This window comes from Candidatus Comchoanobacter bicostacola (assembly GCF_024172705.1).
Lineage (GTDB): Bacteria > Pseudomonadota > Gammaproteobacteria > Comchoanobacterales > Comchoanobacteraceae > Comchoanobacter > Comchoanobacter bicostacola.
This window is the reverse complement of record NZ_CP092900.1, coordinates 586,948-613,892: the sequence shown is the minus strand read 5'-3', so window position 1 is coordinate 613,892 and position 26,945 is coordinate 586,948. Positions and strand designations below refer to the sequence as shown.

Sequence of the window (26,945 nt, the reverse complement as noted above, 5' to 3'; positions counted from 1 at the left end):
CTTAAGAAATATGTCAGATAAATCATTTGAGCAATTAGTTGCTTCCCTGCCATCCTATGGCGTTCGTTCCGGATCATTAGTAAAAGGTAGAGTTGTGTCTATGAGTAACGACTATGTTACAGTAGATGTCGGCCTAAAATCAGAGGCTTTAGTTCCTTTTTCTGAATTTGTACAGTCTAGTAATGAAGACGTTTCAGAAGGTACAGAGTTAGACTTCTTACTTGAAACCATTGATAACGGTTTTGGTGAGACGTGTGTATCTCTAGAAAAAGCAATTCGCTTAGCAGTTTGGAATCGTTTAGAAAATGCACTGAAAAGTGAAGAAAATGTTGTGGGTCAAATTATTGATCGCGTTAAGGGTGGGTTCACTGTTAACATTGATGGTGTTCGCGCATTCTTGCCAGGTTCCCAGGTTGATTTAAGACCGATTAAAGATTTAGATATGGTTGCTTCGCAACAAGAATTCGAGTTCAAAGTCGTTAAGATGGACAAGAAGCGTAACAACGTGGTTGTTTCAAGGCGCGCAGTAATCGAAGAAGAGACCAGTGGTGAGCGTGCAGAGTTACTAAATAACCTAACTGAAGGTCAAGAAGTTAAAGGGGTTGTTAAGAACTTAACTGACTATGGTGCATTTATTGACCTAGGCGGTATTGATGGTTTGCTACATATTCTAGATATGTCATGGAAAAGAATTAAACACCCATCTGAAATGCTCAAAGTGCATGATGATGTGGTCGTAAAGGTGTTGTCATTTGACCGCGAGAAGAAGCGTGTGTCACTTGGCTTGAAGCAGCTTCAGGGAGACCCCTGGAAAGATTTACTTGAGCGCAACCCTGTGAAATCAAGATTATTTGGTCGTGTAACGAATATAACCGAGTACGGTTGCTTTGTTGAGATTGAAGACGGTATTGAAGGGCTGGTTCACATGTCTGAAATGGATTGGACCAATAAAAACATCCATCCAAGTAAAGTTGTAGAAATTGACCAAGAAATTGAGGTCATGGTCTTAGACATTGATGAGTCAAGAAGACGAATTTCTTTAGGTATTAAGCAATGTATGCTGAATCCTTGGGATGAGTTTAGACAAAATCACGAAATTGGTTCACGTGTTAAAGGTGCGATTCGATCAATTACTGACTTTGGTATCTTTATTGGTTTGGAAGGTAGTATTGATGGTTTAGTACACCTTACTGATCTTTCATGGGTGTTGCCTGGTGAAAAGGCTTTGCATTCATATAAGAAAGGCCAGGAAGTTGAAGCTATTATCTTAGCTATTGATTCTGACCGTGAGCGTATTTCTCTTGGATTAAAACAGCTTGATGTTGATCCATTTGATCAATTCATATCCAGTAACCCTGTAGGGTCTTCAGTTTCTGGTAAGGTATTGTCACTTGATGCGAGAAAAGTAGTTGTTGCATTAGATGCTGGTATTTCTGGAAGTGTGAAACGTAGTGAGTTTGACGAATCTGAGGCGTTACAAGAGGGTGATGAGTTAGCTTTGTATGTGGTTTCTGATGAAAGAAGAAATCAGATGGTGCTGTTGAGCCGTATGAATCAAAGTGAATTTGATAACTCTGGTAGCGGAAGTGCTTCTACATTTGGTGATCTAATGAAAGGACATTTAGACTCCTCTAAGTAATCATGCTGAATATTCAGGTGTTAGGCGCTGGCGTTATGTCGTCAGCGTTTGCACACAATCAAGCTAATTATCATAATGTTCATATTTTCCCAACGGAATATGATCATAGTGTGATAAAATCGATTGAGTCAAAGGGTAAGGATGTTCGCTTTAGTGTCAGCTGGCCCAGTCGTTTAGTTGTTAGCTCAGAGCGTTTGATCGATCCAGACTTGCTGGTGATTGGTGTTAGTTCCGCAGGCATTGATTGGGCATTGTCTGAGGTGGCTCGCTACTCTAAATCAGTTCCTGTATTGTTGTTGACTAAGGGCATTGTAATTATTGCAGAGGATCTTATTCCTATAGCCTCATATGTCGCATCGCAAATACCAAACCCGGTTAGTGCAATCTCTGGCCCTTGTATAGCACAAGATCTTGCAAATGGCGGCCGCTCATATGTTGCTCTAGCGGGAGAGATGTCTGAATCAGTGTGTCAAATGATCCAAAATGATTGTTATGATGTATCAATTGTGAAAGATATGGAAAGTGCCTGTTGGTTGGGTGCATTGAAAAATTGTTATGCGTTGGCAATTGCCGCATTTTCTAGCTCTGAAAACGCACGTGCATATTGGGTGACTTGCGCATTAAAGGAAATGCAGACGTTCTTATCTGATCGTTCTGGAGAGGCTTCTATGGTTACAGAGCTTTCGGGTATTGGTGATTTGATGGTTACTCTTGCAGGCGGACGCAATGGCCAGTTCGGTGGGTATCTACAGCAGGGCATGAAGCCTAATGATATCTTAAACGGCCCTATGAAAGGGAAAACAGTAGAAGGTCTGATGTTGATCAAATTACTGGCAAAGCAAGATGTTGCCCAGCAATACCCTATGTTGGATAAATTATGGATTTTGCTGTCTAGTTAAATTTAGGATTGTGTTCCCGCTTAAGTTACAGTATGATTGCGTCAACATTAACTAAAGGAATATAGATATGGAAATAAAATTGAAAATGGGTGTAATGGCAACACTGTGTCTATCTGGCTTCGCGCATGCTGATATTAAACAAACACTGGATGTTTCCTCAGGATTTAGAACAAAAGCAGTCGCTCTAGAAACTTATTCTGGTAACCGTACAGGTTATGATTTACAGCAGTTTTATTGGGACAATAAAGTGCTTTTTGAAGCTTTGGGGGCGTCCACGGCTGAATTCAATCAATTGACAGCGGGCGTGCAGTTTTCACACGAGCAATATGGCGTAATTAACCCGTATGTGCAAGTTGAGGTGTTACGTAATCATGTGAAGACTGGTGCTTTACTTTATACGTATTTACCCCTTTATAACAACAAAGTGTCCTGTACTTTCGGATTGGATGTATACCACGCGTGGTCTGCAGACGTTGATTTGCAGGGATTGCATTCAGAATTATATAGTAAATTTTCATTCACAATTGCTGAATCACTCAATGCCTATGCAGAATACCGCCTGCCATTGCTGTCTACAGATTTAACAGCGGCTATTAACGATGATTCACTATACTCATATGATAGGCAGTCGTCGCTAAGTATCGGGGTTTCTGTAGCATTGTGGCCTTTATCTTGGGATGAGCTTATCTCTGAGGAGTTTGTTGTTCAAGAACCTATGGAACTATCATCTATCTATGTGTCTGAAGTAGAAGAGGTAGATTCTCAATATGATATTGATGAAATGAGTGATGTTCCTGATTATCTAGACTTAATGGATGCTGAGCTAGTAGAAGAGGAAGCACCTTTAGGTTGGTTTGCTCAGTTGATTGAGTTTTTAGCACGCTTATTCCGCTTTTAATTCACTTGATGTCTGAGGATGATCTCGTTACAATCTCGTTAGCAAATTAAGAGGTAGGTTGTGGAACATCATAAGTTGATTATTTTAGGCTCAGGTCCAGCAGGTTTAACAGCAGCTATATATGCAGCTCGGGCTAGCTTAAACCCAGTTGTAATTACAGGGGCTGAAGAAGGTGGACAGCTCATGGGGACTACCGATGTTGAAAATTGGCCAGGGGATGCAACTGGTTTGCAGGGCCCTGAGTTAATGGATAGAATGATGGAGCATGCAAAACATCTCTCGTGTTCCATTGTTCGAGATCATATTGTAGCGGTTGATTTGAGTGATAAGCCTTTTAAGTTAAAGGGTGAAACTGGAAATTACAGTTGCGACTCATTAATTATCTCAACGGGTGCATCAGCTAACTGGTTAGGTTTAGAGTCAGAGATGGCGTATAGCGGAAAAGGTGTTTCGGCTTGTGCTACTTGTGATGGTTTTTTCTTTAAGGATAAAGAAGTTGCAGTAGTCGGTGGAGGTGATACCGCTGCTGAGGAAGCTATTTATTTAAGTAAAATTGCCAGCAAAGTAACTTTGGTTCATCGTCGTGATGCTTTGAGAGCTGATAAAACACTTCAGTCACGCTTATTTGCACTTGAGAAAGAGGGTAAGCTTGTCTTTTCTTGGAATAAAACAGTGAAAGAAATACTGGGTGATGAGGCACAGGTCACAGGGGTAAGGTTAACAGATACCCAGGATGGTCCGGATGTTGATATTCAGTTATCGGCTGTTTTTATAGCCATTGGTCATACACCCAACACAGGGATATTCAAGGATCAGTTAGATATGGTGAACGGATACTTGGTTCCTAATCGGGATGGGACTACGAATTTAACAGCAACTAGTGTCCCAGGTGTTTTTGCAGCTGGTGACGTTATGGACTCTGTATATAGACAGGCGATTACATCAGCAGGCACTGGTTGTATGGCAGCTCTCGATGCAGACCGATATTTAACTGAGTATTTAGCTCAGGATTGAATGTTTGCTCTGGATGGAGTACAGTTACAGAGTGATAAAGAGAGCTCTGTATGGTCGACACGTATAAAAATTCTTCAAGGCAGGATAAACTGTTTGTAGTTAATCTTCTAATGGCAATATTTGCTGCAGTAGCACTTATGTCATTCGATGCTTCAGATCCATCTTTTTATCATTATTCTAGTGCTACATATATCCATAATTGGGAAGGATTGTTGGGTGCGCATTTGTCTGCTACATTGATTTATTTATTAGGCTACGGGGCGTACTTAATCCCTATATGCTCATTATTTGCTGCGTATCGGGCATTGTTTCCGAGTTATTCTTGGTGTGGAGAGTCGCTGAGTGGTTTTTTACTCTCTCTATGGAGTCTACTGGCACTTGTTAGTATGCATGTTCCTCAAAATAACTTTTTCCCGCAAGGCGCTGGAGGATTTATAGGTGATTTAACAGCATGGAAGTTGGCTTTATGGGTTGATGTTGTTGGATCAACTATTTTGCTGTCGGGTTGTTTCTTATTAGGGATGACATTATGGTTAGCGATACAATGGACAGAACTCTTTAGTCGCTCTAAAGAATATGATGAACCATTTGTCGTCAAAGAAGAACCAGTTATCGAGTCAAAGCCGGTACAAAAAAAGCGACCCCTAACGGCAAAGTTAAAGTCTCAGCCAGTTAAGAAGGAGATTAGTTCAGATTTGCTTAATGATGTAAAACCGGTTGATTTTTCTGGTGATAAGCAAGAACAGCATCAATTTTCATTAAAAATAGAAGAACAGTTAGCAAACTTTGGAATTAAGGGGCAGGTTGTCAACGTTCTGGTAGGGCCTGTAATTGTCCGTTATGAAATTGCATTAGCCGATGGAACCAAGGTCAGTAAAATTATTACTTTAGCAAAAGACTTGGCGCGATCATTGTCTGTGTCACGAGTGCGCGTAGTTGATGTCATTCCTGGTAAATCAGTCATTGGATTGGAGTTTCCTAATAAAAATAGGCAGTCTGTATATTTAAAAGAAATTATTTCTACCAATTTATTTAAACAGAGTAAATCGCCATTGACCGTTGCTTTAGGTAAAGGCATCGGTGGTGAAGCGGTTTGTGCTGATATAGGGAAGATGCCTCATTTGCTGGTTGCGGGTACTACGGGTGCGGGTAAGTCAGTCTTTTTAAATGCATTGCTACTGAGTTTACTATATAAATCAACGCCAGAGGACTTAAGGTTGATTATGATTGATCCTAAGATGCTTGAATTGTCTGTTTATGAGGACATCCCCCATTTATTGACTCCTGTAGTAACAGATATGGAAGATGCTGCTGGCGTACTGCGCTGGTGTGTGGCAGAGATGGAGCGGCGCTATCAATTAATGGCAGCACTTGGCGTGAGAAATATCTCTGGTTATAATGATAAAGTGAAGAAACAGAGTAAGAGCAAGGGGCTTTTAGATGAGGCTATTGAACAATCTATGGGCGAGGGTGACAGTGGTTACGAGACACTACCCTATATCGTCGTAGTTGTTGATGAGTTTGCTGATATGTTTATGGTAGTAGGTAAAAAGGTTGAGCAATTAATTGCTCGCTTGGCACAAAAATCAAGGGCTGCAGGTATTCATATTATTTTAGCAACTCAGAGACCTTCAGTAGACGTGATCACGGGGTTGATTAAATCTAATATCCCTTGTCGGATTTCATTCCAGGTTTCTACACGTATTGATTCAAGAACAATATTAGATCAGCAAGGTGCAGAACAGCTCTTAGGGCTAGGTGATATGCTGTATTTGCCATCAGGTGCAGGTGTTCCTACCCGAGTTCATGGTGCTTATGTCAGTGATAATGAGGTACACCAGGTTGTTAAAGAAGTTAAAAAACTAGGAAAGCCTAAGTATTTAGAGTCCATTACTCAAGCTACTGAGCAATCAATATCTTCTGAAGGTGGTTCAGAAAACGGGGATGCACTTTATCAAGAAGCGGTTGAGTTTGTGCGAGAAGTTAAAAAAGTTTCAATTTCATCGGTGCAACGAAAGTTTAGAATCGGTTATAATAGAGCTGCAAATTTAGTGGAAGAAATGGAGCGCTGTGGTGTTGTAACACCACCTGAGTCCAATGGTCAACGAAAGGTTGTTGGTATCGATGCTTGATGGACTTGCTTTTTCCTATAAGATGTTGTTCAATAAGGTCATAAATTAGGACGTATTATGATTCCTGCTCAATATTTTAGAAACCATCTAAATCAAATAGAAGCCATGTTGAAAAAGCGTGGTATGGAAATTGATCTTTCAAGTTTTAAAGAACTAGAAGAGCAGCGAAAGTCGCTGCAAGTAGAAACAGAAGGGTTGCAAGCAAAGTCAAACCAGCTGTCTAAAGAAGTTGCATTAGGCAAACAGTCTGGACAGGATATGTCAGGCCTTTTTAAGGAGCTGGGTATATTAGCTAAGGACAAGAAAAATAAAGAAGCTGCTTTGAAATCAGTTCAAGATGAAATACAAAATACGATTGCAGCCATCCCGAATTTGCTGAGTGAGCAGGTCCCTGAGGGCCTATCAGAGGTAGATAATGTAATTGTAGAGACCTATGGAGAAATTCCTAGCTTTGACTTCCAGGTGCGCTCACATATCGATTTATTCCCACGTAGTTTAGACTTTGCTTGTGCTGCTCAAATATCGGGTTCAAGGTATGTCATGATGAAGGGTAAAATTGCAAAGCTACATCGAGCTTTGGGCCAGTGGATGTTAGACGTACATACAGAAGCAGGTTATCAAGAGGTGAATCCACCACTATTGGTAGAGCCTAAAGCGCTATTTGGTACCGGCCAGTTACCTAAATTTAAAGAAGATCAGTTTTTCACACAATCTGAGTCACATGCATTGATTCCTACAGCAGAAGTGCCACTCACAAATATATACCGGGATCAGATCGTCGCACAAGATAAGCTTCCTATTAAGTTAACGGCATTAACCCCATGCTTTAGAAGTGAGGCAGGATCCTATGGTAAAGATACAGCGGGCTTAATGCGGCTACATCAATTTGAAAAGGTTGAGCTAGTGCAGCTTGTTGATGCTCAAAATGCGCATCAAGCGCTGGACGCTTTAGTTAATGATGCAGCATCTATCTTGACGCTATTAAAGCTACCATTCCGCAAAGTGCTCTTATGTGCGGGTGATACCGGTTTTTCCTCACATATTACGTATGATTTAGAGGTATGGGTTCCGAGTGAAAATAGATATAGGGAAATATCCTCATGCAGCTACTTTGCTGATTTTCAGGCAAGACGCATGAAGGCGAGATATCGAGATGATCAAAAAAAGGTTAACTATTTACATACTTTAAATGGCAGTGGTCTTGCAGTAGGACGTACGTTATTGGCTGTGATTGAGAATTATCAAACCAAAGAGGGTACAATCATTGTTCCTGAAGTGTTAAAACCTTATATGAATGGATTGGAAGTTATTAGTGATGAATAGGAGAAATCATGAATATCAATATATTTGAGTTACAGTCATTATTAAGCCCTGGATTGCTATCCGTCACTGCTTCATTTGTGATTTTAATGTTGGCCTACACCGTAGCATGGAGGCGTGCTTTTAGTCATGCTTCTGAATTTCAAACCATATGGTTTTCTTCGTTTATGTATGCGCTTAGATTTCCAGGGTATCTAACGATTATTGTCGTTTGGTTGTATCAGGTTCTTCATATTTTCTCAGAGCCGCTATTAAAATTATTTGATCAGTTTGGATCAATACTTAAGCTCATGCTTCCAGTCTCTTTCTCATTATTGATTTTTATTATATTCAATAAATTTCTCTCAAATATTCAGGCTCAAATTGTTAGGATAGAGAAAAACCAACCTTTCCCGAATTCAGCTGCATTAATTACAGCCTGTAAGCTGGGACGACTGGTATCAGGCTTGGTATTTCTAATCGTCGTATTATATGCATTTGAAATTCCTATGGGTCAGATTCTAGCACCTACAGCAGTCGGTGCCTTGGCTTTATCGTTTGCTTCTAAGGATGTGCTCTCAAATGTATTTGGTGGAATCATGGTTATGTGTGATCGACCTTTTGTGGTGGGGGACTATGTGAGTATCCGACCTGGTGAAGAAGGTACAGTGCGATACGTTGGGTGGCGTGTCACGGAGATTCAATTACAAAATGGTCGTATTTTACATGTACCCAATGGGTTATTAGCAACCACAATTGTGACTAATTACTCTGAAAAAGCTCACTGGTTTGTACAAAAAGAAGTGGGTATTAGGTATCAGGATATTAGTGTGGCAAAGTCAATTTCTGAAGAGTTAGAGGCGTGGGTAATTAATCATAAATTGGCTAATAAAAGGCGTGCCCATTTTGCTCGTGTTTACCATTTAGGAGACTCCTCAATCGTGATGCGTGTTAGGGCCTATTTAAAAAGCTCTATTAATACTAAAGAATGGTATCAGTTTAATGAGGAATTAGTCTTTAAAGTGAATGATGTGGTTAAAAAGCACGGTGCTGATTTTGCTTTTCCATCAAGAACTGTGTACATGGACAAAGGTGACGATGAATGAAAAAAGTATCAGTAGCACTCACAGGTGCTGGTGGGCAGATTGCCTACCACTTGATTTATTCAATCTCAAAAGGAGAAGTATTTGGGTTTGATACGCAAGTGGATTTGCGATTAGTAGACATTCCCGAAGTTTTACCTAAGATCGAGGGCTTGGTAATGGAGCTTGAAGATTCACGTTTAACCTTGTTATCTTCAGTGAGCATACATTCGGACCAGCAACTCGATCAAGCATTTCAATCAATTGATTTTGCATTTTTAGTGGGTGCGTTTCCTCGGTTAGCGGGTATGGAGCGTAAAGATTTATTAGAAAAAAATGGTTTGATCTTTAAAACTCAAGGTGAAGCACTGGGGGCTTATGCAAAGCCATCCGTACAGACATTAGTAGTTGGTAATCCCTGTAATACCAATTGTTTGATTGCGCTTAGCCATGCAAAAAACATTCCAAGCAATCAGTTTTATGCAATGACATTATTAGATGAGTTTAGAGCTTCCTATCAGCTTGCTAAAATGTGCCAGGTTCCAGTAGTGGATATTACTGATTTGTATATTTATGGCAATCATTCAGCAACTCAGTTCCCAGATTTTACCAATGCTAGGGTAAAAGACCAGCCGATTATCAGTGTTTTAGATCAAAGCGGGTTAGAAACAACATTTGTACCAATGATTCAACAACGTGGTGCTGCAGTTATTAAAGCAAGAGGTTCCTCATCAGCAGCATCAGCTGCTCGATCTGCTGCAGAGACTGCACATAAAATATGGTCTCAATCGTCTACCCCGTTCTCTGTGGCAGTTGTCTCAAGTGGGTGTTATGATGCCCCTGATGGCATTGTGGTATCGGCGCCATATTATTTCAAAGATGGAAAAGGCAGGGTTTATGATCGGTTTGATCATGATGCTACTGCTAAAGCGATGATAGAAAAGTCCTATCAAGAGTTATTGCAGGAACGCGAGGCTGTTATTGCACTTGGTTTTTTAGATGAGTAATGCAGTTGCCTTACAGATTGGCCCACTCGCTGTTCATTGGTATGGTATTGCCTGGGCAGTCGCTGTATTGTGGTTACGCTATGCACCCATATTTTTCAATTGTATCTCAGACGGGTTAAAAGACATTTGGTATGATTATATCGATTTAGGGTTAATCACAATAATATTGGGTGGTCGACTGGGTTGGGTGATGTTTTATCGTCCTGATTTACTGGCTTATCCAATGAAGGCTATTGCAATATGGAATGGAGGGTTATCATTTCATGGTGCATTAATTGCAGGCATTTTGTATACCATCCAGTTTGCTAGGAATCATAAGATCGACCCTTATCAAATTATGGATAATTTAGCACTATGGATCACGCCTTGTTTGGGCATTGTTAGGATTGCTAATTATGTTAACGGTGAGTTATGGGGTAGACCTACAAACCAAGCATGGGGTGTTGTGTTTCCAAGGGTGGATAGCCTACTAAGGCATCCATCTCAGCTATACGAAGCATTTTCTGAGGGACTTTTACTAGGGTGTATTATCTGGTTTTGCTACTCTAAGCTTAAACTAAAGCCAGGCCAGCTGGCATGTGTCTCTATGTTTGCTTATGGTGGGATTAGGCTGCTAATCGAGATAAACTTTAGAGCACCCACTTATGAATGGCTATCATTTATCAGTACCGGTGCACTATTATGTCTGTTTATGATGCTATTTAGTTTGGCCCTTAATGTGCGTGTGAGCAACCTTCGTGTCCACCGCCGCCTAAAACTAGAACAATAAGCATAAATCCAACGACCATCCACGCTTTTGAGGTGTGATTGTGGTCATTACAGTCCTTAAGTAGCATACAGTGTGCTCCATGGCTTAAGAATGCACCACACGTTAACGCATTAAAGAAGTGGAAGAGATGCTCAGGCGCACCTTTGATAAAGTCGCCGGTGATAATGCCAATCGGTGTTAGCGATGAAAAAATTAACAATAAACTGATTAATGAGAAGTTGGATGAGTTTTTCTTGATAATAAGATTGAAAAAGACAAATGCTTCAACGCCTTTGTGTGCGAGTATTGCAGCAGTAAGTGATTCTTGAATATGTTGGTTACTTGCTAGTGGAAGCGCCATCCCTTCAAAAAAGCAATGGGAGAATAATAGCCCTAAAACAATTTTATCGGTATTAATGCCTTTTTTATCTTTAGATAAGTGGGTGAGCCCAAAACACATCAAAGCAATAATGCTGGCATAGCCTAAGAATTGAGGAAATGTATTGTGTTCATAGAGCTCTGGCAAGAAGTGTGTCAAGGCAATAGAAATGAACATGCCATCACAGATTGAGTGCACTATATGCATCCATTGTCCATGGCTTCTGCTTCGCTGTTGCCAAATAGGTAGTGCGCCACCAAGGATTGAGGCTATGAAAGATGTTGTGATTGCAGGTAGTAAGGTCATGTTTTTATCTCAAATTTTCAATAAGTATACTTTTTTTATTTATAACTATCAATAGTAGAGTGTTTTTTAATAACTTTTTTTTAATTCTGACAGAGTAAAAATTAGTATTATAACCTGTTTAGTAATTTAGGAGTTATTATGAAACACTTATCAACGACTGATATGTATTTGGTCATTAACACATACCCAAATTTGAAATCAGGGGTATTAACCTTATGTAGGGGTGAGCTAACTTCTGAGCGTCTGGGCTATTTAGTCGATGAGCCAATTATGTATTTTCCATTACATAATTTATATATTTTAGCTGATGAGTTTGTAAAAGACATAAGCTACTTGAATATTTGTTTGGCTAAAATCAATAAAGTTGTCGATCGTATACAACATGTTGATTATTCTATGTTAGATGATACTCAGCAAAGAGAGCTTCCTGAAGTTGCAGCTCGTCTTGATGAAATTAATCAGTATATTCGGGTTACAGTAGTTCCTGATTTACAGAAATTACAAAAAGATTTAGCAGAGAAGTTGGTTGCACAGGATAATGAAAATAAAAACTTTATGGCTGCAGTTGACCTTTATTTGGATGAGTTATTAGTGGCTGTAAGCAAGAAGATTGACGTTGAGATTGAATGGACTAAAGGTAAGTCTGTTTATAGCTGGCAAGATTTGTATGAATGGTTAGATACATGCTCTGTTGGAGGAGAGTGTAGCGCTATGATTAAATCTATGGGTGAGCAATCTCAAAATGAAGTAGAAGATTATGCGTCATTCATACAGGCAGTCGTATTGCTCGAGGCATCAGTTGCCTATTATGCGAAAAATAGTGATCAGAGCAAATCAATGTTTTCCACACCAGTAGAGACTAAAATCCTTGATGTCTGCCAAAGTATGAAAAGTAGTTTACCAGTGTGCGGAAGTCAAACTGATTTACCGCTGGCAGTTTATGACTTGATGCATGAGTACTATGAAGAAGTTCTTCAAATAGTCGAGCAAGTTAGTTTACTTCCTGTAGCTGAAGCAGGTGCAATGTCTGAGAAAGAAAAGTCTGCGCTTAATATTAAGTTGGAAAAGGCAACCGCGAAGAATAAGTTTGATGTTAACTTATCTATTGAGAATGTAAGAGAGAAATAAACTGGTTTAATGCTGTATAGGGACTTCCGTTGTGCTGGATATCAATATGTGTAGGTCCTGAAAGTATGTAGGTTTGATTTTTTTGTAATAGCTTAATAATTTCACTCACCGGGAGTGAGGAGTCGGATCCTACATTAACCTTCATAATTTTTGAATCAATACGAACTGATTTAAGTTGATACTTGTTAGCAATGATTTGCATTTTTTGTTCGTCAATAAGGTTGAGTGTTTCTGAGGGAATATGACCAAACCGATCAATAAGCTCATCAGCGAGCTGATTAACACACTCTAAGGTATCCATGTTGGCTAATCGATGATAAGTTTGATACCTTGTTTCAGTATTATCTATATACTGCTGTGGAATGCGTTTGTCACGCGTACTGTTCACTTCAGTAATCATTAAATGCTGTTGATTAGGTAAGGCTTTGTTTAATAGGTGGGTATATAGAGACAGCCCTATAGCATTGACATGACCACTTTGCTCTTCACCCAGTAAGTTACCTGCACCTCTAATTTCTAAGTCTGCAAGTGCAAGTTGAAACCCAGAGCCTAGGGTTGTATGGGTTGTAATCGCTTCCAAGCGCATCTGCGCGTCTTTAGTAATAGTTTTGTGCTGTGGGGTTAGGAAGTAAGCAAATCCTTGATGGTGGGAGCGTCCTACACGGCCACGTAGTTGATGCAGTTGTGATAGACCAAGCTTGTCAGCTCTATAAACAATTAAGGTATTGGCGTTGGGTATGTCAATTCCGGATTCTATGATGGTACTTGCAATTAAAACATTGAATGCTTGTGTGTAAAAATTAGCCATTTGACGCTCAATGACATCCGTTGGCATTTGACCGTGTAATGTCCCGAATGTAGCAAACGGGCACTCTTTTTTGAGTGTTTCTAATATTTTAGGTATCTGAGTAATCTCATTCATTAAGATAAACACTTGACCCCCTCTACGGATTTCACGTTCAATAGCACGGTTAATGATCATCTGATCAGCCTCTACTATCTCAGTGTGTATGGGTAAGCGCTTTTTAGGAGGCTCATGCATAATTGAGATTGATCGGAACTTAGAGAGCGCCATATTAAGACTTCGAGGGATAGGTGTTGCAGTCAATGATAGTCGATTAGACTTTTCAAAGGCTTGAATACTGTCTTTTTGTTTCACACCAAATCGATGCTCTTCATCAACAATAACCAATCCTAGTTTATGGTATTTTAGTTTAATGGCTTTGTGCGTGCCAATCACAATATCAATTTTACCATTAGCAATTTGCTCTTGGGAAATTTTAGTAGCTCGAGTGACTAGTGCAATATTTAAAACCGTATGATTGCACCTTTTTTTAAAGGTTTCATAGTGTTGGTTGGCTAAAATTGTTGTGGGTGCAACCAGTACAACTTGCCGGCCGTTCATCGCAGTAATAAAAGCAGATCGAAGTGCAACTTCTGTTTTTCCAAATCCAACATCACCACAAATTAAACGGTCAAATAGTACGGTTTGTTGCATATCTTGGATAATGGCTTGCATGATTGATTGTTGATCAGGTGTTTCTGTAAATGGAAAGTGACTAATAAAGTTCTCATATTCATCAGGGATTACCAGTGGTTGGTGGTTAGACTGATTACGACTGGCTTCACTTTGAAGCAGTTTTGCAGCATAGGCATCAATGTTCTCTAAAGCTTTCTTTTTTCGTTTTGACCATTGTGTTGATTTTAGTGCATCAATAGAGGATTGTTGGCCATGGTAGGGGTGGATTTTATGCAGTAGTGTAGGAGGAAATAGTAACTTATCATCATTTACATAATTAATAACAATAAAGTCTTGTTGCTGCCCATTTATGGTTCGTGTCTCAATACCCGTGAATTGCCCAATACCATGGTCCTCATGAATCAATAGATCACCTATTTTTAACTGACTGGCTGGTAGCGCAGTATTCACTTCTTTTTTTCTGGGAGTTACTGATACTTTTTGGGTAATGTATTGCTCGGGTATAATTAGCTTTTTAAGCTCAGGAACTAAGGTGATACCATTTACTTGCCCTATAGTTATGCCTATAGACACACGCTTGGAAGCAAATGCAACCCATGAATCACATTGAGTGGTTGTTATACCTGCTTGCAGCAGTTGCTGCTCTAATTCATTGAGTCGGTAGTAATTCTGGCAAACAAATAAAATATCATAATGTTGTGATAAGTCACTTATTTGCTGTTGTAGTGTTTTTTTATTGAGCTCAATATTTTTTATTTTAGTTTGACTGGCTAAGTGACTGGTTCGTTTATTTAATTGATCAATCTGGTTGGGGTTTAATAGTAGTAACTTAGGGTCGATATTGATGGCTTCTAATCGCTTTGAACTACGCTTAATAAAGGCATTGAAATGGTTGAAGAAGTCAGGTGTAGTATAGACCTGGATCTCAGATGGAACATAGGCACTGATAGGCACAATCTCAGAGTGAAGTGCGTGCAGGTGATGGTGCCAGGTTGGTACGGTGTGTCCTTGTTGCAGGGCTTTTAAAACCGTCTCGGATATTTGCTTATAAGCAGTATGCTCTTTTGCAATTAAAGGGTCATACTCAATGAGTGGTGTAATAACAACTTCAGTTAACGACTGTGTTGAGCGTTGTGTATTTGGATCAAAATAGTGTAGGGTTTCAATTTCTAGATCATCAAAGTTAACCCGTATAGGCTGATTTGACTGCGGGGCAAAAATATCAAGAATCTCGCCTTTGATTGCATAAGTTAAAGGTTTATTTACCTCTGATACACGCTCATACCCATATGCAGTAAGTGTTTTTACCAATTTAGATAGTGGATAGTTTTGTCCAATAGAAAACCTTAATGTGGCTGCAGCTACAAAGGATTGAGGAGGGAGTAAATGACTAACGGCATCAATACTGGTTAATAAAAGATCAAAGGTTCCATCGATTAAATGTTTTAGCGCTTCCATCCTTTGTGCAACAATGGTATCTGATGGGTTAAATAAGTCTTCTTCGTTTAACTCATATGAATTAAAACGAACAATCTTCTTTTTTAAACCTGCAGTATAAAATTTTATTTGCTGATGACAAAGCTCACATTGTTGCTCATTATCTAAAATAACGACAATAGGTTGGTTGGTCTTGAATAGAAGGTTAGAGAGCTCGTAGGCGTAGTGATAAATCATAACTGTTCAGTAATCATCGCGCTGCCAAGGCACTCATTATCTTTGTAAAACACGAGATATTGACCAGGGGTAGGCGCTTCTTGAGCCTCTTTAAATTCTATGACTGCATGCTCAGGGTCTTGAGATATAATGTGGGCATCAACAAAGTTAGGACCATGTCTTAGTTTACACTGAATAGGTTGATGTGTTGAAATTTGGGCTCTAATCCAATGAGGGGTCTCCGTTTTAACTACTTTTTTATAGAGTAACGACTTGTTTTGGCTAACAACTAAGGTATTATCGGTTAAATTTTTTTCAATTACATACCAAGGGGCTGGATTTGCATGTTTAACGCCGCCAATTCCAAGACGCCTGCGTTGTCCAATCGTATAAAAAAAGAGTCCGTCATGGGTTCCAACAACCTTGCCTGTACAGTCAATTGCTTTGCCTGGGCGTGTGAGTAAGTGCTCTTTTAAGAAATGGTCAAATCGTCTTTCTCCAATAAAGCAGATGCCGGTTGAGTCTTTTTTGTGTGCATTGGGAAGTGATTGGCGCAATGCTATATCGCGTACTGCATTTTTAGTTAGGTTACCGATTGGAAAATAGGTTTTATCTAATTGGGATTGGGTTAGCTGCGCTAAAAAGTAGGTTTGGTCTTTAATCAGATCAGGTGCACACATTAAAGCAATAGCACCCTCTCTTTTTTCAGTCTGAGCATAGTGTCCAGTTGCAAAATACTGACAATCTTTTTGTAAGCAATGTTTCTTGAGGACATCAAATTTAATTTGACTGTTGCATAAAATATCTGGGTTGGGTGTTAATCCTTGCTTGAATAATTTTAAACAATGATCAAATACTCGATTACGGTACTCCGCTTGAAAATTGATGATATCGAGCGTTAAGCCCAGATGATCGCAAATGGCTTGGCAATCTTTAATGTCATCTTTTATTGTACAATGAGCATCTTCTTGCCAATTGTGCATCAGTATAGGCTGGACATCATAACCCTTTTCTAAAAGTATGGTTGCAGCTGCGGCAGAATCAACGCCGCCAGATAAACCTAAAAGTACGGTTGGCTTAGACATATATAAAGTTACATTTTTCAATACTATACAAGATATAGGTGGGGTTGTAAATCAGTAGTTTGCGTGCACGCTTAGATTGGGGTAGTATCCTAATTAACCAATGGGAATAAGATTATGAATGAAAGGAGCTCGTCAAATAGCCAGTATATTAATGTACAATCTAGTTTAGCAGTGCCAAGTGAACCAGTTGTGGCCTATATTACCGGCGATGGCATCGGTTCAGACATTACGCCGGTAATGATTGAAGTGGTTAATGCTGCCTGTAAAAAAGCCTATGGTGAGCAGCGAAAAATTGATTGGCAAGAGGTCTATGCGGGACAAAAAGCCTTCGATCTTACAGGGGAGTGGTTGCCTAAAGATACACTCGATGCTATCCAAAGAGCCCATATTGCAATTAAAGGCCCACTGGCTACACCGATTGGTGGTGGTATCCGTTCTCTTAATGTCGCTTTGAGACATCAACTTAAATTAAATACCTGTATGCGACCTGTGCGTTATTTTGATGGTGTTCCCTCTCCACTTAAAAAGCCAGAAAGTGTAGATATTGTTGTATTTAGAGAAAACTCAGAAGATATTTACTCTGGGATTGAGTTTAAAGCAGGTGATGCATTATGTGAAAAGCTAATTAGTGATTTAAAAACCGTTTATTCAGTCTCTAATATTCATTATCCAAAACAATCCGGGCTTGGGGTAAAGGTGATATCAGAGCCAGCATCTAAAGCCTTGGTGAGAAGAGCCATTCAGTTTGCAATTGATCAAAATAGAAAGAAAGTAGCTTTAGTGCATAAGGGCAATATTATGAAGTATACAGAAGGTGCTTTTTGTCATTGGGGATACGAAGTCGTAGTGGATGAATTTGGGGGTGAAAAAGTAGGTGGTTTTTATGAAATTGAGAACCCCCACACACAAGAGATCATCCAAGTAGAGGATATTATTGCAGATGCATGTTTCCAGCATGTGCTCTTAAGACCTGAATCATTTGATGTTATTGCAACCATGAATTTAAATGGTGATTATCTTTCAGATGCATTAGCAGCTCAAGTCGGAGGGATTGGTATTGCACCTGGTGCAAATATCGGTGATACCTGCGCATTGTTTGAGGCAACACATGGAACAGCGCCCAAACATGCAGGTAAAAATAAAGCCAATCCTAGCTCATTGATTCTATCTGCTGAGATGATGTTACGGCATATGGGCTGGACTGAGGCTGCTGATTATGTCTTGCAAGGTGTTGAAAATGCAATTAATGATAAGCAGTTAACCTATGACTTCGCACGGTTTTATGAAGGGGTGGATCCGATCTCTACATCAGCTTATGGACAAGCAATTTGTAAAAGAATGTAAAAAATATCTGACAAGTCATTTTTTGGGTATAGAACAAGTGTAGTTAAATGGAGTTACACGATGTTCTCAAAAGATGTTCAGTCAGTTATTGATAAAGTATATTTAGATGCACGCAAGAAAAGATTAGAGTTTATTTCTGTAGATCACCTGTTTTATGGTCTATTATCTGAGCTTGCAGTCAAAGAGTGTTTGTCAGTATTTAAATTAGATGTGCGAGCTGTTAAAAAGCGAGTTAATTCACATTTAAAGAAGAGTCAAATTGTCGTGCCAGAGAGATCAAATAGGGACTTTCAATTAACACCTGATTTTGATCGTGTGATGCAACAGTCTGTATATTTAGCAACAACAAATGGTTCTATGGAAGTAGACGGGTTAATGCTTATTGTTGCAATGATGAGTGAGAACTGTATTGCTTCTGAAATATTCAAAGAAAATGGTATCTCACTGTATGATTTAATTGGATATATGGATAGTTTGCAAATAAATGGTGGGATGAGTCAGGTTTCAACTGATTTCCCAGCGGTATTAATGCCAACTGAACAAGAAAGTAGTTCAGGTGGGTTAATTGAAAAATATACCATCCATTTAAATAAGAAAGTTCAAGAAGGGTCAATTGATCCAATTGTCAGTAGAGAGGATGAGATTTCATTATTGGCTGTTACCTTATGTAAAAAGGTTAAGAAAAATGCTTTGTTAATTGGGGAGCCTGGAGTAGGTAAAACAGCGATTGCTGAAGGGTTGGCTTTCTGGATAGAGAACAATAAGGCACCTAAAAAGTTAAAGGATACTCAGATTTATGCGTTAGACATGGGTGCAATGTTAGCAGGTACCAAGTATAGAGGTGATTTTGAAAAACGCTTTAAAGCGATTGTTTCTGAGTTTAAGAAAAGGCCTGACGCTATTATCTTCATCGATGAGATTCACACGCTTGTAGGTGCTGGGGCAGCATCAGGAGGGGCCATTGATGCAGCAAATTTAATCAAACCAGAGCTCAACAGAGGATGTATTCGTATTATTGGAGCAACGACGTATAAAGAATATAGAAATGTATTTGAAAGTGATGCAGCACTAGCCAGACGGTTTGAAAAAATTGATATCAAACAATCAAATGATGCGCAGACCAAAGAGATTTTACAGGGGTTAAAACCTAATTTAGAAACACATCACAATGTGAAAATATCAGATGAGGTTTTAGATGTGGTTATGACCCTCTCTAATCGTTATTTACACAACCGTTTTCAGCCAGATAAAGCGATTGATTTATTAGATGAGTCCTGTGCGATGCGCTCATCACATTCTGATGGTGCTCATTCAATAAACATTAAACCCTTGGACGTACAAACTGCAGTTGCTAAAATGGCACAAGTTCCAGCGCACCATATCACTACCAGTGACAAGCTATTACTTAAAAGCTTATCACTCAAACTGAGGAAAAACATCTTCGGTCAAGATTTAGCGATTGAGTCATTAGCACAAGCCATTAAAATGTCTCGCTCAGGATTAAAAGAAGAGAATAAGCCAATCGGTAGTTTTTTATTCACAGGTCCAACAGGCGTAGGTAAGACAGAGCTTGCCATTCAGCTCTCTAAAACATTGGGTGTAAATTTAGCACGATTTGATATGTCAGAATATATGGAGCGGCATGATTCATCACAATTAGTCGGTGCATCTCCTGGGTATGTTGGTTTTGAACAGGGTGGGATGCTGACTGAGACAGTACTTAAGGATCCACACAGTATCATTTTACTGGATGAAATTGAGAAGGCACACCCAGATGTGCTTAACTTGCTACTTCAGGTAATGGACTATGGGGTGTTAACTGATAACTCAGGCAGAAAGGCAGACTTTAGGGATTGTATCATTATTATGACCTCTAACTTAGGCGCAGAGACCTTCAAGCAAGTTGATTTAGGGTTTACACAGCAAGCTCATCAGAGTGACTTAAAGCAAGCTGTAAGACACTTTATGACACCAGAGTTTAGGAATCGTTTAGATGGCGTTATTCCATTTTCACAGTTAAGTGTTGAGATGATGGAAAAAATTGTGGACTCTGCAATTGCGGAGCTAACACAGAAATTATTGAGTATGTCGATCAAGCTAACCGTTTCAGATGCAGCACGCTCATGGTTGGTACAAAACGGTAAAGATCCAGAACTGGGTGCAAGGCCTTTAATCCGGTTAATTGAAAAGGAATTAAAGCAGCCATTGGCCGATTATATCTTATTTAAACTCAAGCAGTCTGGACGAGTTTCGGTATCAATAAGCTCGGATAAGACGAGTCTGGATATAAGATTTGAGCAAAAGCAGGCTACTAAAGAGAATTAAGACTTATTCTTGCCAGGTTTATGTCTAACTGTAATACGACCCTTGGTTAAATCATATGGGGTTAGCTCAACAGTTACACGATCATCAATGAGTATACGAATATAGTTTTTACGTATTTTTCCAGAGACTCTTGCGATAATGGTATGCCCATTCTCAAGTTTAACTCGGAAAGTTGCATTAGGTAGTGTTTCTATGACTTGACCTTCTGCAAAGATATGATTTTTATCGTTTGCCATATGTATTTTCTCAACAATTTACTGGCTAAGTATCGCAAAATTAGCGGGATAGATCAAGAAGAAACTCATTTTAGCAATTCATACTATGAATAAAGGCTTAAGATTGTGATGTATTAATGCTTCAGGGTATGGAGGCACACGAGCAATGGGGGTGTTTTTAATTAAATCTGATTTTTATTTTATGCTTGTTACAACGAGTTATAAGTGAACAAAGAGTATGATAATGAGTATACCAATTAAGATAATTAAAGAGATTAAAAAAATAGAAAAGAAGAATAATAGAGGTTTTAATTCAGATGATAGAGGTTTTAATTCAGATGAGCTTAGGGGTCAGGTTACAGCTTTGTTTGTAAAAAAAGATATCAAGATCATAGATGAAGATATCGAGATCAAAAAAAAACAATATCCTGAAATAATAATAGAGCTAATGCCACACAAGCAGCAGCAAGCTATATTTGAAAAATTGGAAGATAAGTTTAACTCAAAAAAACAACTCAAAGCCAGTGATGAAGAGAAAAAGTTGTTTAAGAAAATAGCTAAAAAATTTAAAGCTATGGGAGAAGAATGTAGTAAGGGTAAGATTTATCCATCTACGACCATGAAAGCGGTTAGAGCTTACGCAGGCTCTCCTAGATTATTGAGATTAAATTTAGCGTCGCTGGCAGAAAATATCAATCATATAAATGATAAGTCTAAGGCTGATTCTTCTACTACGGTCCTTGCCGACAGACTTGAAGCGTATAAAAAGCTAGTGGATGTGAGTGAAGATGTTACTCTAAGGGTTGGTCTCCTTAAAAAAATGATACAAAAGACCAATCCTCTAGTAAAGAATGATAGCATGAACTTTGAGTCGGTATTAGAATCTCTAGCACCTATTGTTAAAAAACTGACTGAAGGTGCTGATTTTAGGGATATCAGTCCATTTGATCCTAAATATATAAAGCGTTATAATAACGTTAAGGATGGATTTGGCATGGTGTCTAAAGCAAATTTTGTTACACAAGATGGCATCGCTGGGCAGCTTAAATTTGCGAAATTTCTTGCTAGTGAGTCTTTCGATATACTAGAAAAGTTAGATAATATTGTTGCGTTTGCTCAAACATCTGTAGCACAAGAATGCCCTATTTCTACGTCAGTAGATTATTTAAGGGCTCCATATTTGAAAACCATTGATTTTGGTAATTTGTTTACAGCGGACACAATAGATGCGCTTGATATTAAGGGTGCAGAGCTATCGTCTTTAAACAATGTTGAGCAAGCTAATCCAGTATCTTCTTTTATTGCTGAACTTAGAGGTGAAGGTGGTATTGGATATACGCCGCTTCATGAAAGGAAAGTTCAGCTTGAAACTGAGGTATGGAAGGTGGGTAATGTTGTGATTGATCCTACCACTGTAACTAAACTAGCGGAGCCAAATATGTACCAATATACTGGTTCTGAGGGAGAAATTGAATTTGATAAAAGCAAGCTAGTTATAACTACACAATTAGATATAGTGCCCCAGGCTAAAGCGCCTGCTATTAGTGAAAAGACGATAAAGTCTATGCCTAAAATTAGTGATTTAATGTTTAAGTTTTCGATAACGGAAGAAGATGGGACTGTAAAAGAGAAGGAATCTAACCATCGTATACTTAAGTATGAACATGGTGGGCAGACCTATTATGTTAATCCTTGTAGAGCGTCTAGTTTTGTAAATGGTGGCGGAGAAAGTCTTGTTTTTAATGAGAATAAGATACAGTACTTTCCTAGAGAGATGGGGGCATTATTTCAAGCAGTTTATGAAAAACTATTAAATGAGTATTTGACGGGTATGATGTCTCTAGATGATTTCACTAAGTATCGTCAGCAAATGATTGCTAATATACAAGTTATGGAGAAGCGCCCACGTACAAATTTTATAGAAGGTGAGCTCGATAATACGGTTCACAATGCTGTTCGTTTATCTGGAGAGGTTCTTGAGTCAGAGTTACCTTATCAAGTAGAAGAGGCAACAAACCCCTTATTTACAAAGGTAGAAGCTAAACTCTCTGGTAGTAGTGATGCGTTTAAATCTTTCACTGACTGGCTTAGCAGTATTGAGACAGACGTGGAGGGTCGAAACTCGCTTTATCCTCTTGCATATAATCTTACAATGGTTCAGAAGGAATATTTCAAGGAGTCAGGTAATAAAGATGATGATAAATATTCCGCGGCGTATGATTCACTATGTGATAAAGTAGAGGAGCTGTCGGAGTTAGATTTTCCGGAAGACGTTAAAAAAGTTCTAAAAGCTGATCTTGATTATCGCATTGCCCATGGTTGGGATGGTGCAGGTGTGGTAGATGATATTAACCATTTTAAAGAAAAGGGGATATTAACGGATGATGAGTCTCAAAAATATTTAAAGAGTGCGTCTAAAATTTCGGAGCGCTCTCAAACACCAGGTACTGAGGATGCCACCACACAGCCTGTAACGAGAGGAGGTTCAGCCTCTAGTCCATCAAATTCACCTCCACAGGCTATGCAGTCACTTTATGAGAAGGCAGCAAATAGAGGGCCAGCCCCTAGTCCAGATCCACTGGCTATAATGATTAAGCAAGCAAAAAATAGAGGGCCAGCCCCTGGTCCAGATCCACTGGCTATAATGATTAAGCAAGCAAAAAATAGAGGGCCAGCCCCTGGTCCAGATCCACTGGCTATAATGATTAAGCAAGCAAAAAATAGAGGGCCAGCCCCTAAAGGAATTGTTGCCAATCCAACGATGACTGCTAAACAAGCATTAAAAACTGCCCAACAGGCTGGTGAGGATCAAAATACAAACATGAGGGCTAGAAGTAATGCCTTTTCTGTCAGGCGTCCTAAACGGCGTCCTAAACGGCATCCTAAACGGCATCCTTAAGCGCTTGAGCTATCCCATCATTGTATATAGAAAGTATCAAAGTACAGGCATGTTGTACATAAATCCAATTATTGTTAACATGTAGCTGAAACTAAGGATTAGGTAAGTTAAAAAATGTTAAAAAATGGATTCTTCTCATATACGTTTGGCAGTAGAAGCGCTATAGCAAAATTAATCAATATCATTGGTGCTAATCTCACAAATATTATTTACTCTGTGATTGCTGTTGCTTATATCTCTCATATACTGTTTGGTGTATTTGCTGGTATATCCGTAGTTCTTGCTACTTCTATTGCTACAGGTTTATTACTCTGTGCAGCACCATTTGAGTTGATGGATACCTTTACACACAATAAACCTGCTAATGTTGAGCGGAAGCATCTTCCCAAGTGGTTAAAACGTTATCCGACTTTACTCCATATTTTTGGGATGTTGTTTTCTGTAATGGGTGCTGTTCAGTTCTTTATCCGTCAGTATGTGCTGATGGTTAATTTTTCATCGACAACAGTTGCATCAAAACTGTTTGGTTTGATTGCTAGCAAAGCAGCTGTGGTTTTTGAGCAGGTTGTTAGTAAAAGTTATATTATAGGTGGTGTATTGGGATCAGTAACACATTTTCTGGTATCTTATATTGGATGGGATAAAGTACATGATGTTGCGAGTAATACCCGTTCTTATGGTTATTATTATGTCCTTCAGATATTTCTTCCTAAACTGGTGTGGTCGGGGCTAGCAGTATTTGCTTTTGCTCCATTTATAGGCTGGTATCATGCGCTACTCATACTGGCTTCAACGTATATATTTAGTGCTTTAATGTATATTGTTTATGCTCAAGTGAAGGCGCCTAAAAGTAAAGGTAAAGTAGTTGAAGAAAAGACTGCTGCTAAGCCTAAGAGTCGAATATTTTTTGTGTTGTTTGCGTCGGTTATGTTGCCTGTCGGTGCGAGTTTATATACATTGGTAGATTTTTTTAATGCATTTAAAGTTATGCAGGCTTTGAATGTCGGTCTCTGGGCAAGTTTAGGGGCAGGGGTCACACTGGGGTTGATCTCTTTTGCTCAAGTATTTGTCATTTGGGGGTTTAATACATTGCTCTTTTTATTTGAGTCTGGTGGAGATAAAGGACCTAAAGTTGATGAGCAATACCCACGTTTCACTCAATTTTTCTACAGTCGTTTTTCTGTACGTAGGGTACTTTCATATGTGAGAGAGCTAATTCTTGCAGGACTAGATGTATTAAATAATATATTTAGCTATCAGGCGATTAGTGCAATATTTAAATTAGCTTTGGGTTTTTCATTACCGTTAATGGTGCTTCATCTATGCTCTATCGCAACCTTATTAAACAGGATGGTTGTTTTATATTTCCAGTCTGCACCAGTGAAAACCAAAATTGTGGCAAAAGAGCCATCAACCTTCTTTTCTAAAGTTACTGATAAAATAGTGGGTCATTCGTTTGATAATCAATCAGAAGCCGATATAAAACAACCTGTTCCTGCTGCTTAAGTTCTTTGATTGATAGTATCGGGATGGATGATGACGTTACGAATTACAGAGGACTTTGCTGGTAAGGTTATGATTTTTATCTGATATACTAGCTTTATCATTCTTTCCTATCAATTCATCTGCAACCCTTTTAAAATTGTGAATGATAATTAGTTTAAATAGGCTTTAGGGTATGAAAATACAGCGTCGCACAGTCAACTCAAGTACGGATCAGGTGCTCGACTCAGATCCTGTGATTGATCGAATCTATAAAGGTAGAAATGCACAGTCAAAAGATGAGTTTGATTATGCCTTAGCTCAGTTGTTACCTTATCATTTACTTAAAGGTATAGATGCATGCTGTTCATGGTTGTATGACGCGTTTAAAGCACAAGATCGTATTTGTATTATTGGTGATTATGATGTTGATGGAGCAACCTCTACAACAGTGATGCTTAAGGGATTGGCGGGCCTCGGTTTTACAGATGTTTGTTATATGATCCCGAATCGAATCAAAGATGGCTATGGACTAACTCCTGCACTGGTTGATCGTGCGATTTCGATGCAGGCTCAGCGTATCATTACAGTAGACAATGGCATTGTGAGTTATCAGGGGGTTGATTATGCGAATGCGAATGGTGTTTCTGTGTTAATAACAGATCATCATATGGCAGCTGAAAAGCTACCTGAGGCGGTTGTCGTCAATCCTAATCAGCTAGATTGTACGTTCCCAAGTAAAACGCTTGCAGGGGTGGGTGTAGCTTACTATGTGTTGATTGCATTTAGAGCGTATTTACGAGATCAAGGGCATGACCTTAGGTTTAATCTGTTGGAGCTGATCGATATTGTTGCCTTGGGTACGGTTGCTGATTGTGTGCCGTTGGATAAAAATAATCGTTTATTGGTACATCATGGATTAAAGCGGATGCGATCAGGGCAAGTGAGTCATGGTATCGCAGCGCTATTGAGTATTGCTAAGCGTAATCCTAAGTTACTAGCATCAGATGATCTGGGTTTTGCGGTAGCACCACGGCTCAATGCAGCGGGCAGGCTTGATGATATGAGTATCGGCGTTCAGTGCTTGATGTCGGATAGTGCTCAAGAGGCGCATAGTTACGCACAGACTTTAGATAGTATTAATCTGACTCGTCGAGAGATTCAAGCAAATATGCTTGATGAAGCTCAAAAATCATTAGAAACGGTTGATGTAAAGAATGAAAAAATTGCAATTGTCTATGGGGAGAAATGGCACGAAGGGATTATTGGGCTCGTTGCCTCAATGTTAAAAGAGACCCATAATATTCCTGCAATTGCTATGGCTAACGATTCTGATAACACAATACTTAAAGGATCATGCCGATCGATCCCTGGATTGAATATTAGAGATGTTTTAGTTGATTTTGATCTACAGCACCCAGGTGTTTTAATTAAGTTTGGTGGCCACGCAATGGCTGCGGGTCTTAGTTTGAATGCGAGTAGATTGACAGACTTTACTGAAGGCATGCGCGCATTGATTCAAGAAAAAGTAACTGATGATATGCTGCAAAAATGTATTTTAGTTGATGGACCGTTACCTCAATCACACAGAAATTTACCCTTTGCTAGATTGCTCTTAACCAAAGGCCCTTGGGGGCAATGTTTTGAGAAGCCAGTCTTTGATGATGTGTTTACATTAGAATCAGTGCGTAAAGTTGGGCAGGCTCATTTAAAGCTTTCTGTACGTGATAGTGAGCAGCAGTATGATGCGATTTGGTTCTTTTGTCCGGAGTCTTGGTTTGCGGTTAGAGCAAAGCAAGTTAGGCTTATATATGCGCTAAGTATTAATGACTTTAATGGGAAAAGGTCAGTGCAATTAATGGTCCAGCATGCTCAGGTTGTTGAGTCTCTCCCCATTGTTTCATGATATAATTTGTTGAATTTTATTGCTA

Annotated in this window: 19 protein-coding genes; 15 read left to right on the top strand and 4 right to left on the bottom strand. The window is 39.2% G+C overall.

Annotation, left to right across the window (positions count from 1 at the left end; translation table 11 throughout):
* The first annotated feature begins 10 nt into the window (after positions 1 to 10).
* The 9 genes from rpsA to lgt all read left to right on the top strand — a co-directional run bounded on the left by rpsA (position 11) and on the right by lgt (position 10,739).
* Positions 11 to 1,639, top strand: coding sequence for a 30S ribosomal protein S1 (gene rpsA / locus MMH89_RS02950; protein ID WP_258567960.1), 1,629 nt, complete (start codon positions 11 to 13; stop codon positions 1,637 to 1,639).
* Between the two features lie 2 nt (positions 1,640 to 1,641).
* Positions 1,642 to 2,538, top strand: a complete 897-nt coding sequence (locus MMH89_RS02945) for a hypothetical protein (protein ID WP_258567959.1) — start codon at positions 1,642 to 1,644, stop codon at positions 2,536 to 2,538.
* 67 nt (positions 2,539 to 2,605) lie between these two features.
* Positions 2,606 to 3,436: a hypothetical protein gene (locus MMH89_RS02940; RefSeq protein WP_258567958.1), complete on the top strand. Its 831-nt coding sequence runs from the start codon at positions 2,606 to 2,608 to the stop codon at positions 3,434 to 3,436.
* A 60-nt stretch (positions 3,437 to 3,496) separates the two neighbouring features.
* Positions 3,497 to 4,450: a thioredoxin-disulfide reductase gene (trxB, locus tag MMH89_RS02935; protein ID WP_258567957.1), complete on the top strand. Its 954-nt coding sequence runs from the start codon at positions 3,497 to 3,499 to the stop codon at positions 4,448 to 4,450.
* A 50-nt stretch (positions 4,451 to 4,500) separates the two neighbouring features.
* Positions 4,501 to 6,582, top strand: a complete 2,082-nt coding sequence (locus tag MMH89_RS02925) for a DNA translocase FtsK (protein WP_309477191.1) — start codon at positions 4,501 to 4,503, stop codon at positions 6,580 to 6,582.
* Positions 6,583 to 6,639: 57 nt separating this feature from the next.
* Positions 6,640 to 7,905 carry a serine--tRNA ligase gene (serS, locus tag MMH89_RS02920; protein WP_258567956.1) on the top strand — a complete coding sequence of 422 codons (1,266 nt, stop codon included), beginning with the start codon at positions 6,640 to 6,642 and terminating at the stop codon, positions 7,903 to 7,905.
* 8 nt (positions 7,906 to 7,913) lie between these two features.
* On the top strand, positions 7,914 to 8,987 hold the full coding sequence (locus tag MMH89_RS02915) for a mechanosensitive ion channel family protein (RefSeq protein ID WP_258567955.1): 1,074 nt from the start codon (positions 7,914 to 7,916) through the stop codon (positions 8,985 to 8,987).
* Positions 8,984 to 9,970 (top strand): malate dehydrogenase, encoded by a 987-nt coding sequence (locus MMH89_RS02910; RefSeq protein WP_258567954.1) that lies wholly within the window; start codon positions 8,984 to 8,986, stop codon positions 9,968 to 9,970. Before MMH89_RS02915 ends, MMH89_RS02910 begins: the two co-directional genes overlap by 4 nt.
* Entirely contained in the window at positions 9,963 to 10,739 is a 777-nt protein-coding gene (gene lgt, locus MMH89_RS02905) for a prolipoprotein diacylglyceryl transferase (RefSeq protein WP_258567953.1), read from the top strand. Before MMH89_RS02910 ends, lgt begins: the two co-directional genes overlap by 8 nt.
* Here the strand turns inward: lgt and MMH89_RS02900 are convergent.
* Positions 10,684 to 11,403, bottom strand: coding sequence for a ZIP family metal transporter (locus MMH89_RS02900; protein ID WP_258567952.1), 720 nt, complete (start codon positions 11,401 to 11,403; stop codon positions 10,684 to 10,686). The genes lgt and MMH89_RS02900 overlap by 56 nt on opposite strands.
* Before the next feature lie 138 nt (positions 11,404 to 11,541).
* On the opposite strand from MMH89_RS02900, the gene MMH89_RS02895 reads away from it, so the two are divergent.
* Positions 11,542 to 12,531, top strand: coding sequence for a hypothetical protein (locus tag MMH89_RS02895; protein ID WP_258567951.1), 990 nt, complete (start codon positions 11,542 to 11,544; stop codon positions 12,529 to 12,531).
* On the opposite strand, the gene mfd is transcribed toward MMH89_RS02895, so the two are convergent.
* Complete coding sequence (gene mfd / locus MMH89_RS02890) at positions 12,506 to 15,685, bottom strand: transcription-repair coupling factor (protein ID WP_258567950.1); 3,180 nt, start codon at positions 15,683 to 15,685, stop codon at positions 12,506 to 12,508. The genes MMH89_RS02895 and mfd overlap by 26 nt on opposite strands.
* Positions 15,682 to 16,749, bottom strand: coding sequence for a tRNA 2-thiouridine(34) synthase MnmA (gene mnmA / locus MMH89_RS02885; protein ID WP_258567949.1), 1,068 nt, complete (start codon positions 16,747 to 16,749; stop codon positions 15,682 to 15,684). Before mnmA ends, mfd begins: the two co-directional genes overlap by 4 nt.
* Before the next feature lie 114 nt (positions 16,750 to 16,863).
* Between mnmA and icd the strand changes: the two genes are divergently transcribed.
* Positions 16,864 to 18,093, top strand: coding sequence for an NADP-dependent isocitrate dehydrogenase (gene icd, locus MMH89_RS02880; RefSeq protein WP_258567948.1), 1,230 nt, complete (start codon positions 16,864 to 16,866; stop codon positions 18,091 to 18,093).
* A 60-nt stretch (positions 18,094 to 18,153) separates the two neighbouring features.
* Positions 18,154 to 20,418 carry an ATP-dependent Clp protease ATP-binding subunit gene (locus MMH89_RS02875; protein ID WP_258567947.1) on the top strand — a complete coding sequence of 755 codons (2,265 nt, stop codon included), beginning with the start codon at positions 18,154 to 18,156 and terminating at the stop codon, positions 20,416 to 20,418.
* On the opposite strand, the gene infA is transcribed toward MMH89_RS02875, so the two are convergent.
* Complete coding sequence (gene infA / locus MMH89_RS02870) at positions 20,415 to 20,654, bottom strand: translation initiation factor IF-1 (protein WP_258567946.1); 240 nt, start codon at positions 20,652 to 20,654, stop codon at positions 20,415 to 20,417. The genes MMH89_RS02875 and infA overlap by 4 nt on opposite strands.
* Before the next feature lie 223 nt (positions 20,655 to 20,877).
* Between infA and MMH89_RS02865 the strand changes: the two genes are divergently transcribed.
* The 3 genes from MMH89_RS02865 (at position 20,878) to recJ (ending at position 26,920) form a co-directional block, all read left to right on the top strand.
* Positions 20,878 to 23,532, top strand: coding sequence for a hypothetical protein (locus MMH89_RS02865; RefSeq protein WP_258567945.1), 2,655 nt, complete (start codon positions 20,878 to 20,880; stop codon positions 23,530 to 23,532).
* Between the two features lie 114 nt (positions 23,533 to 23,646).
* The gene (locus MMH89_RS02860; RefSeq protein WP_258567944.1) at positions 23,647 to 25,038 is read left to right on the top strand and encodes a hypothetical protein; all 1,392 of its coding nucleotides are present in this window, start codon (positions 23,647 to 23,649) and stop codon (positions 25,036 to 25,038) included.
* 172 nt (positions 25,039 to 25,210) lie between these two features.
* On the top strand, positions 25,211 to 26,920 hold the full coding sequence (recJ, locus tag MMH89_RS02855; RefSeq protein WP_258567943.1) for a single-stranded-DNA-specific exonuclease RecJ: 1,710 nt from the start codon (positions 25,211 to 25,213) through the stop codon (positions 26,918 to 26,920).
* Positions 26,921 to 26,945: the final 25 nt, after the last annotated feature.

Excerpts from the sequence above, each read along its gene's own strand:
- MMH89_RS02860 (WP_258567944.1), top strand. The coding sequence starts at position 23,647 with ATGTTAAAAAATGGATTCTTCTCATATACGTTTGGCAGTAGAAGCGCT.
- mfd (WP_258567950.1), bottom strand. The coding sequence starts at position 15,685 with ATGATTTATCACTACGCCTACGAGCTCTCTAACCTTCTATTCAAGACC.
- MMH89_RS02925 (WP_309477191.1), top strand. The coding sequence starts at position 4,501 with ATGGTCGACACGTATAAAAATTCTTCAAGGCAGGATAAACTGTTTGTA.
- MMH89_RS02915 (WP_258567955.1), top strand. The coding sequence starts at position 7,914 with ATGAATATCAATATATTTGAGTTACAGTCATTATTAAGCCCTGGATTG.
- icd (WP_258567948.1), top strand. The coding sequence starts at position 16,864 with ATGAATGAAAGGAGCTCGTCAAATAGCCAGTATATTAATGTACAATCT.
- MMH89_RS02875 (WP_258567947.1), top strand. The coding sequence starts at position 18,154 with ATGTTCTCAAAAGATGTTCAGTCAGTTATTGATAAAGTATATTTAGAT.
- recJ (WP_258567943.1), top strand. The coding sequence starts at position 25,211 with ATGAAAATACAGCGTCGCACAGTCAACTCAAGTACGGATCAGGTGCTC.
- lgt (WP_258567953.1), top strand. The coding sequence starts at position 9,963 with ATGAGTAATGCAGTTGCCTTACAGATTGGCCCACTCGCTGTTCATTGG.
- rpsA (WP_258567960.1), top strand. The coding sequence starts at position 11 with ATGTCAGATAAATCATTTGAGCAATTAGTTGCTTCCCTGCCATCCTAT.
- infA (WP_258567946.1), bottom strand. The coding sequence starts at position 20,654 with ATGGCAAACGATAAAAATCATATCTTTGCAGAAGGTCAAGTCATAGAA.
- serS (WP_258567956.1), top strand. The coding sequence starts at position 6,640 with ATGATTCCTGCTCAATATTTTAGAAACCATCTAAATCAAATAGAAGCC.
- mnmA (WP_258567949.1), bottom strand. The coding sequence starts at position 16,749 with ATGTCTAAGCCAACCGTACTTTTAGGTTTATCTGGCGGCGTTGATTCT.
- MMH89_RS02940 (WP_258567958.1), top strand. The coding sequence starts at position 2,606 with ATGGAAATAAAATTGAAAATGGGTGTAATGGCAACACTGTGTCTATCT.
- MMH89_RS02865 (WP_258567945.1), top strand. The coding sequence starts at position 20,878 with ATGAGTATACCAATTAAGATAATTAAAGAGATTAAAAAAATAGAAAAG.
- MMH89_RS02945 (WP_258567959.1), top strand. The coding sequence starts at position 1,642 with ATGCTGAATATTCAGGTGTTAGGCGCTGGCGTTATGTCGTCAGCGTTT.
- MMH89_RS02895 (WP_258567951.1), top strand. The coding sequence starts at position 11,542 with ATGAAACACTTATCAACGACTGATATGTATTTGGTCATTAACACATAC.
- MMH89_RS02900 (WP_258567952.1), bottom strand. The coding sequence starts at position 11,403 with ATGACCTTACTACCTGCAATCACAACATCTTTCATAGCCTCAATCCTT.
- MMH89_RS02910 (WP_258567954.1), top strand. The coding sequence starts at position 8,984 with ATGAAAAAAGTATCAGTAGCACTCACAGGTGCTGGTGGGCAGATTGCC.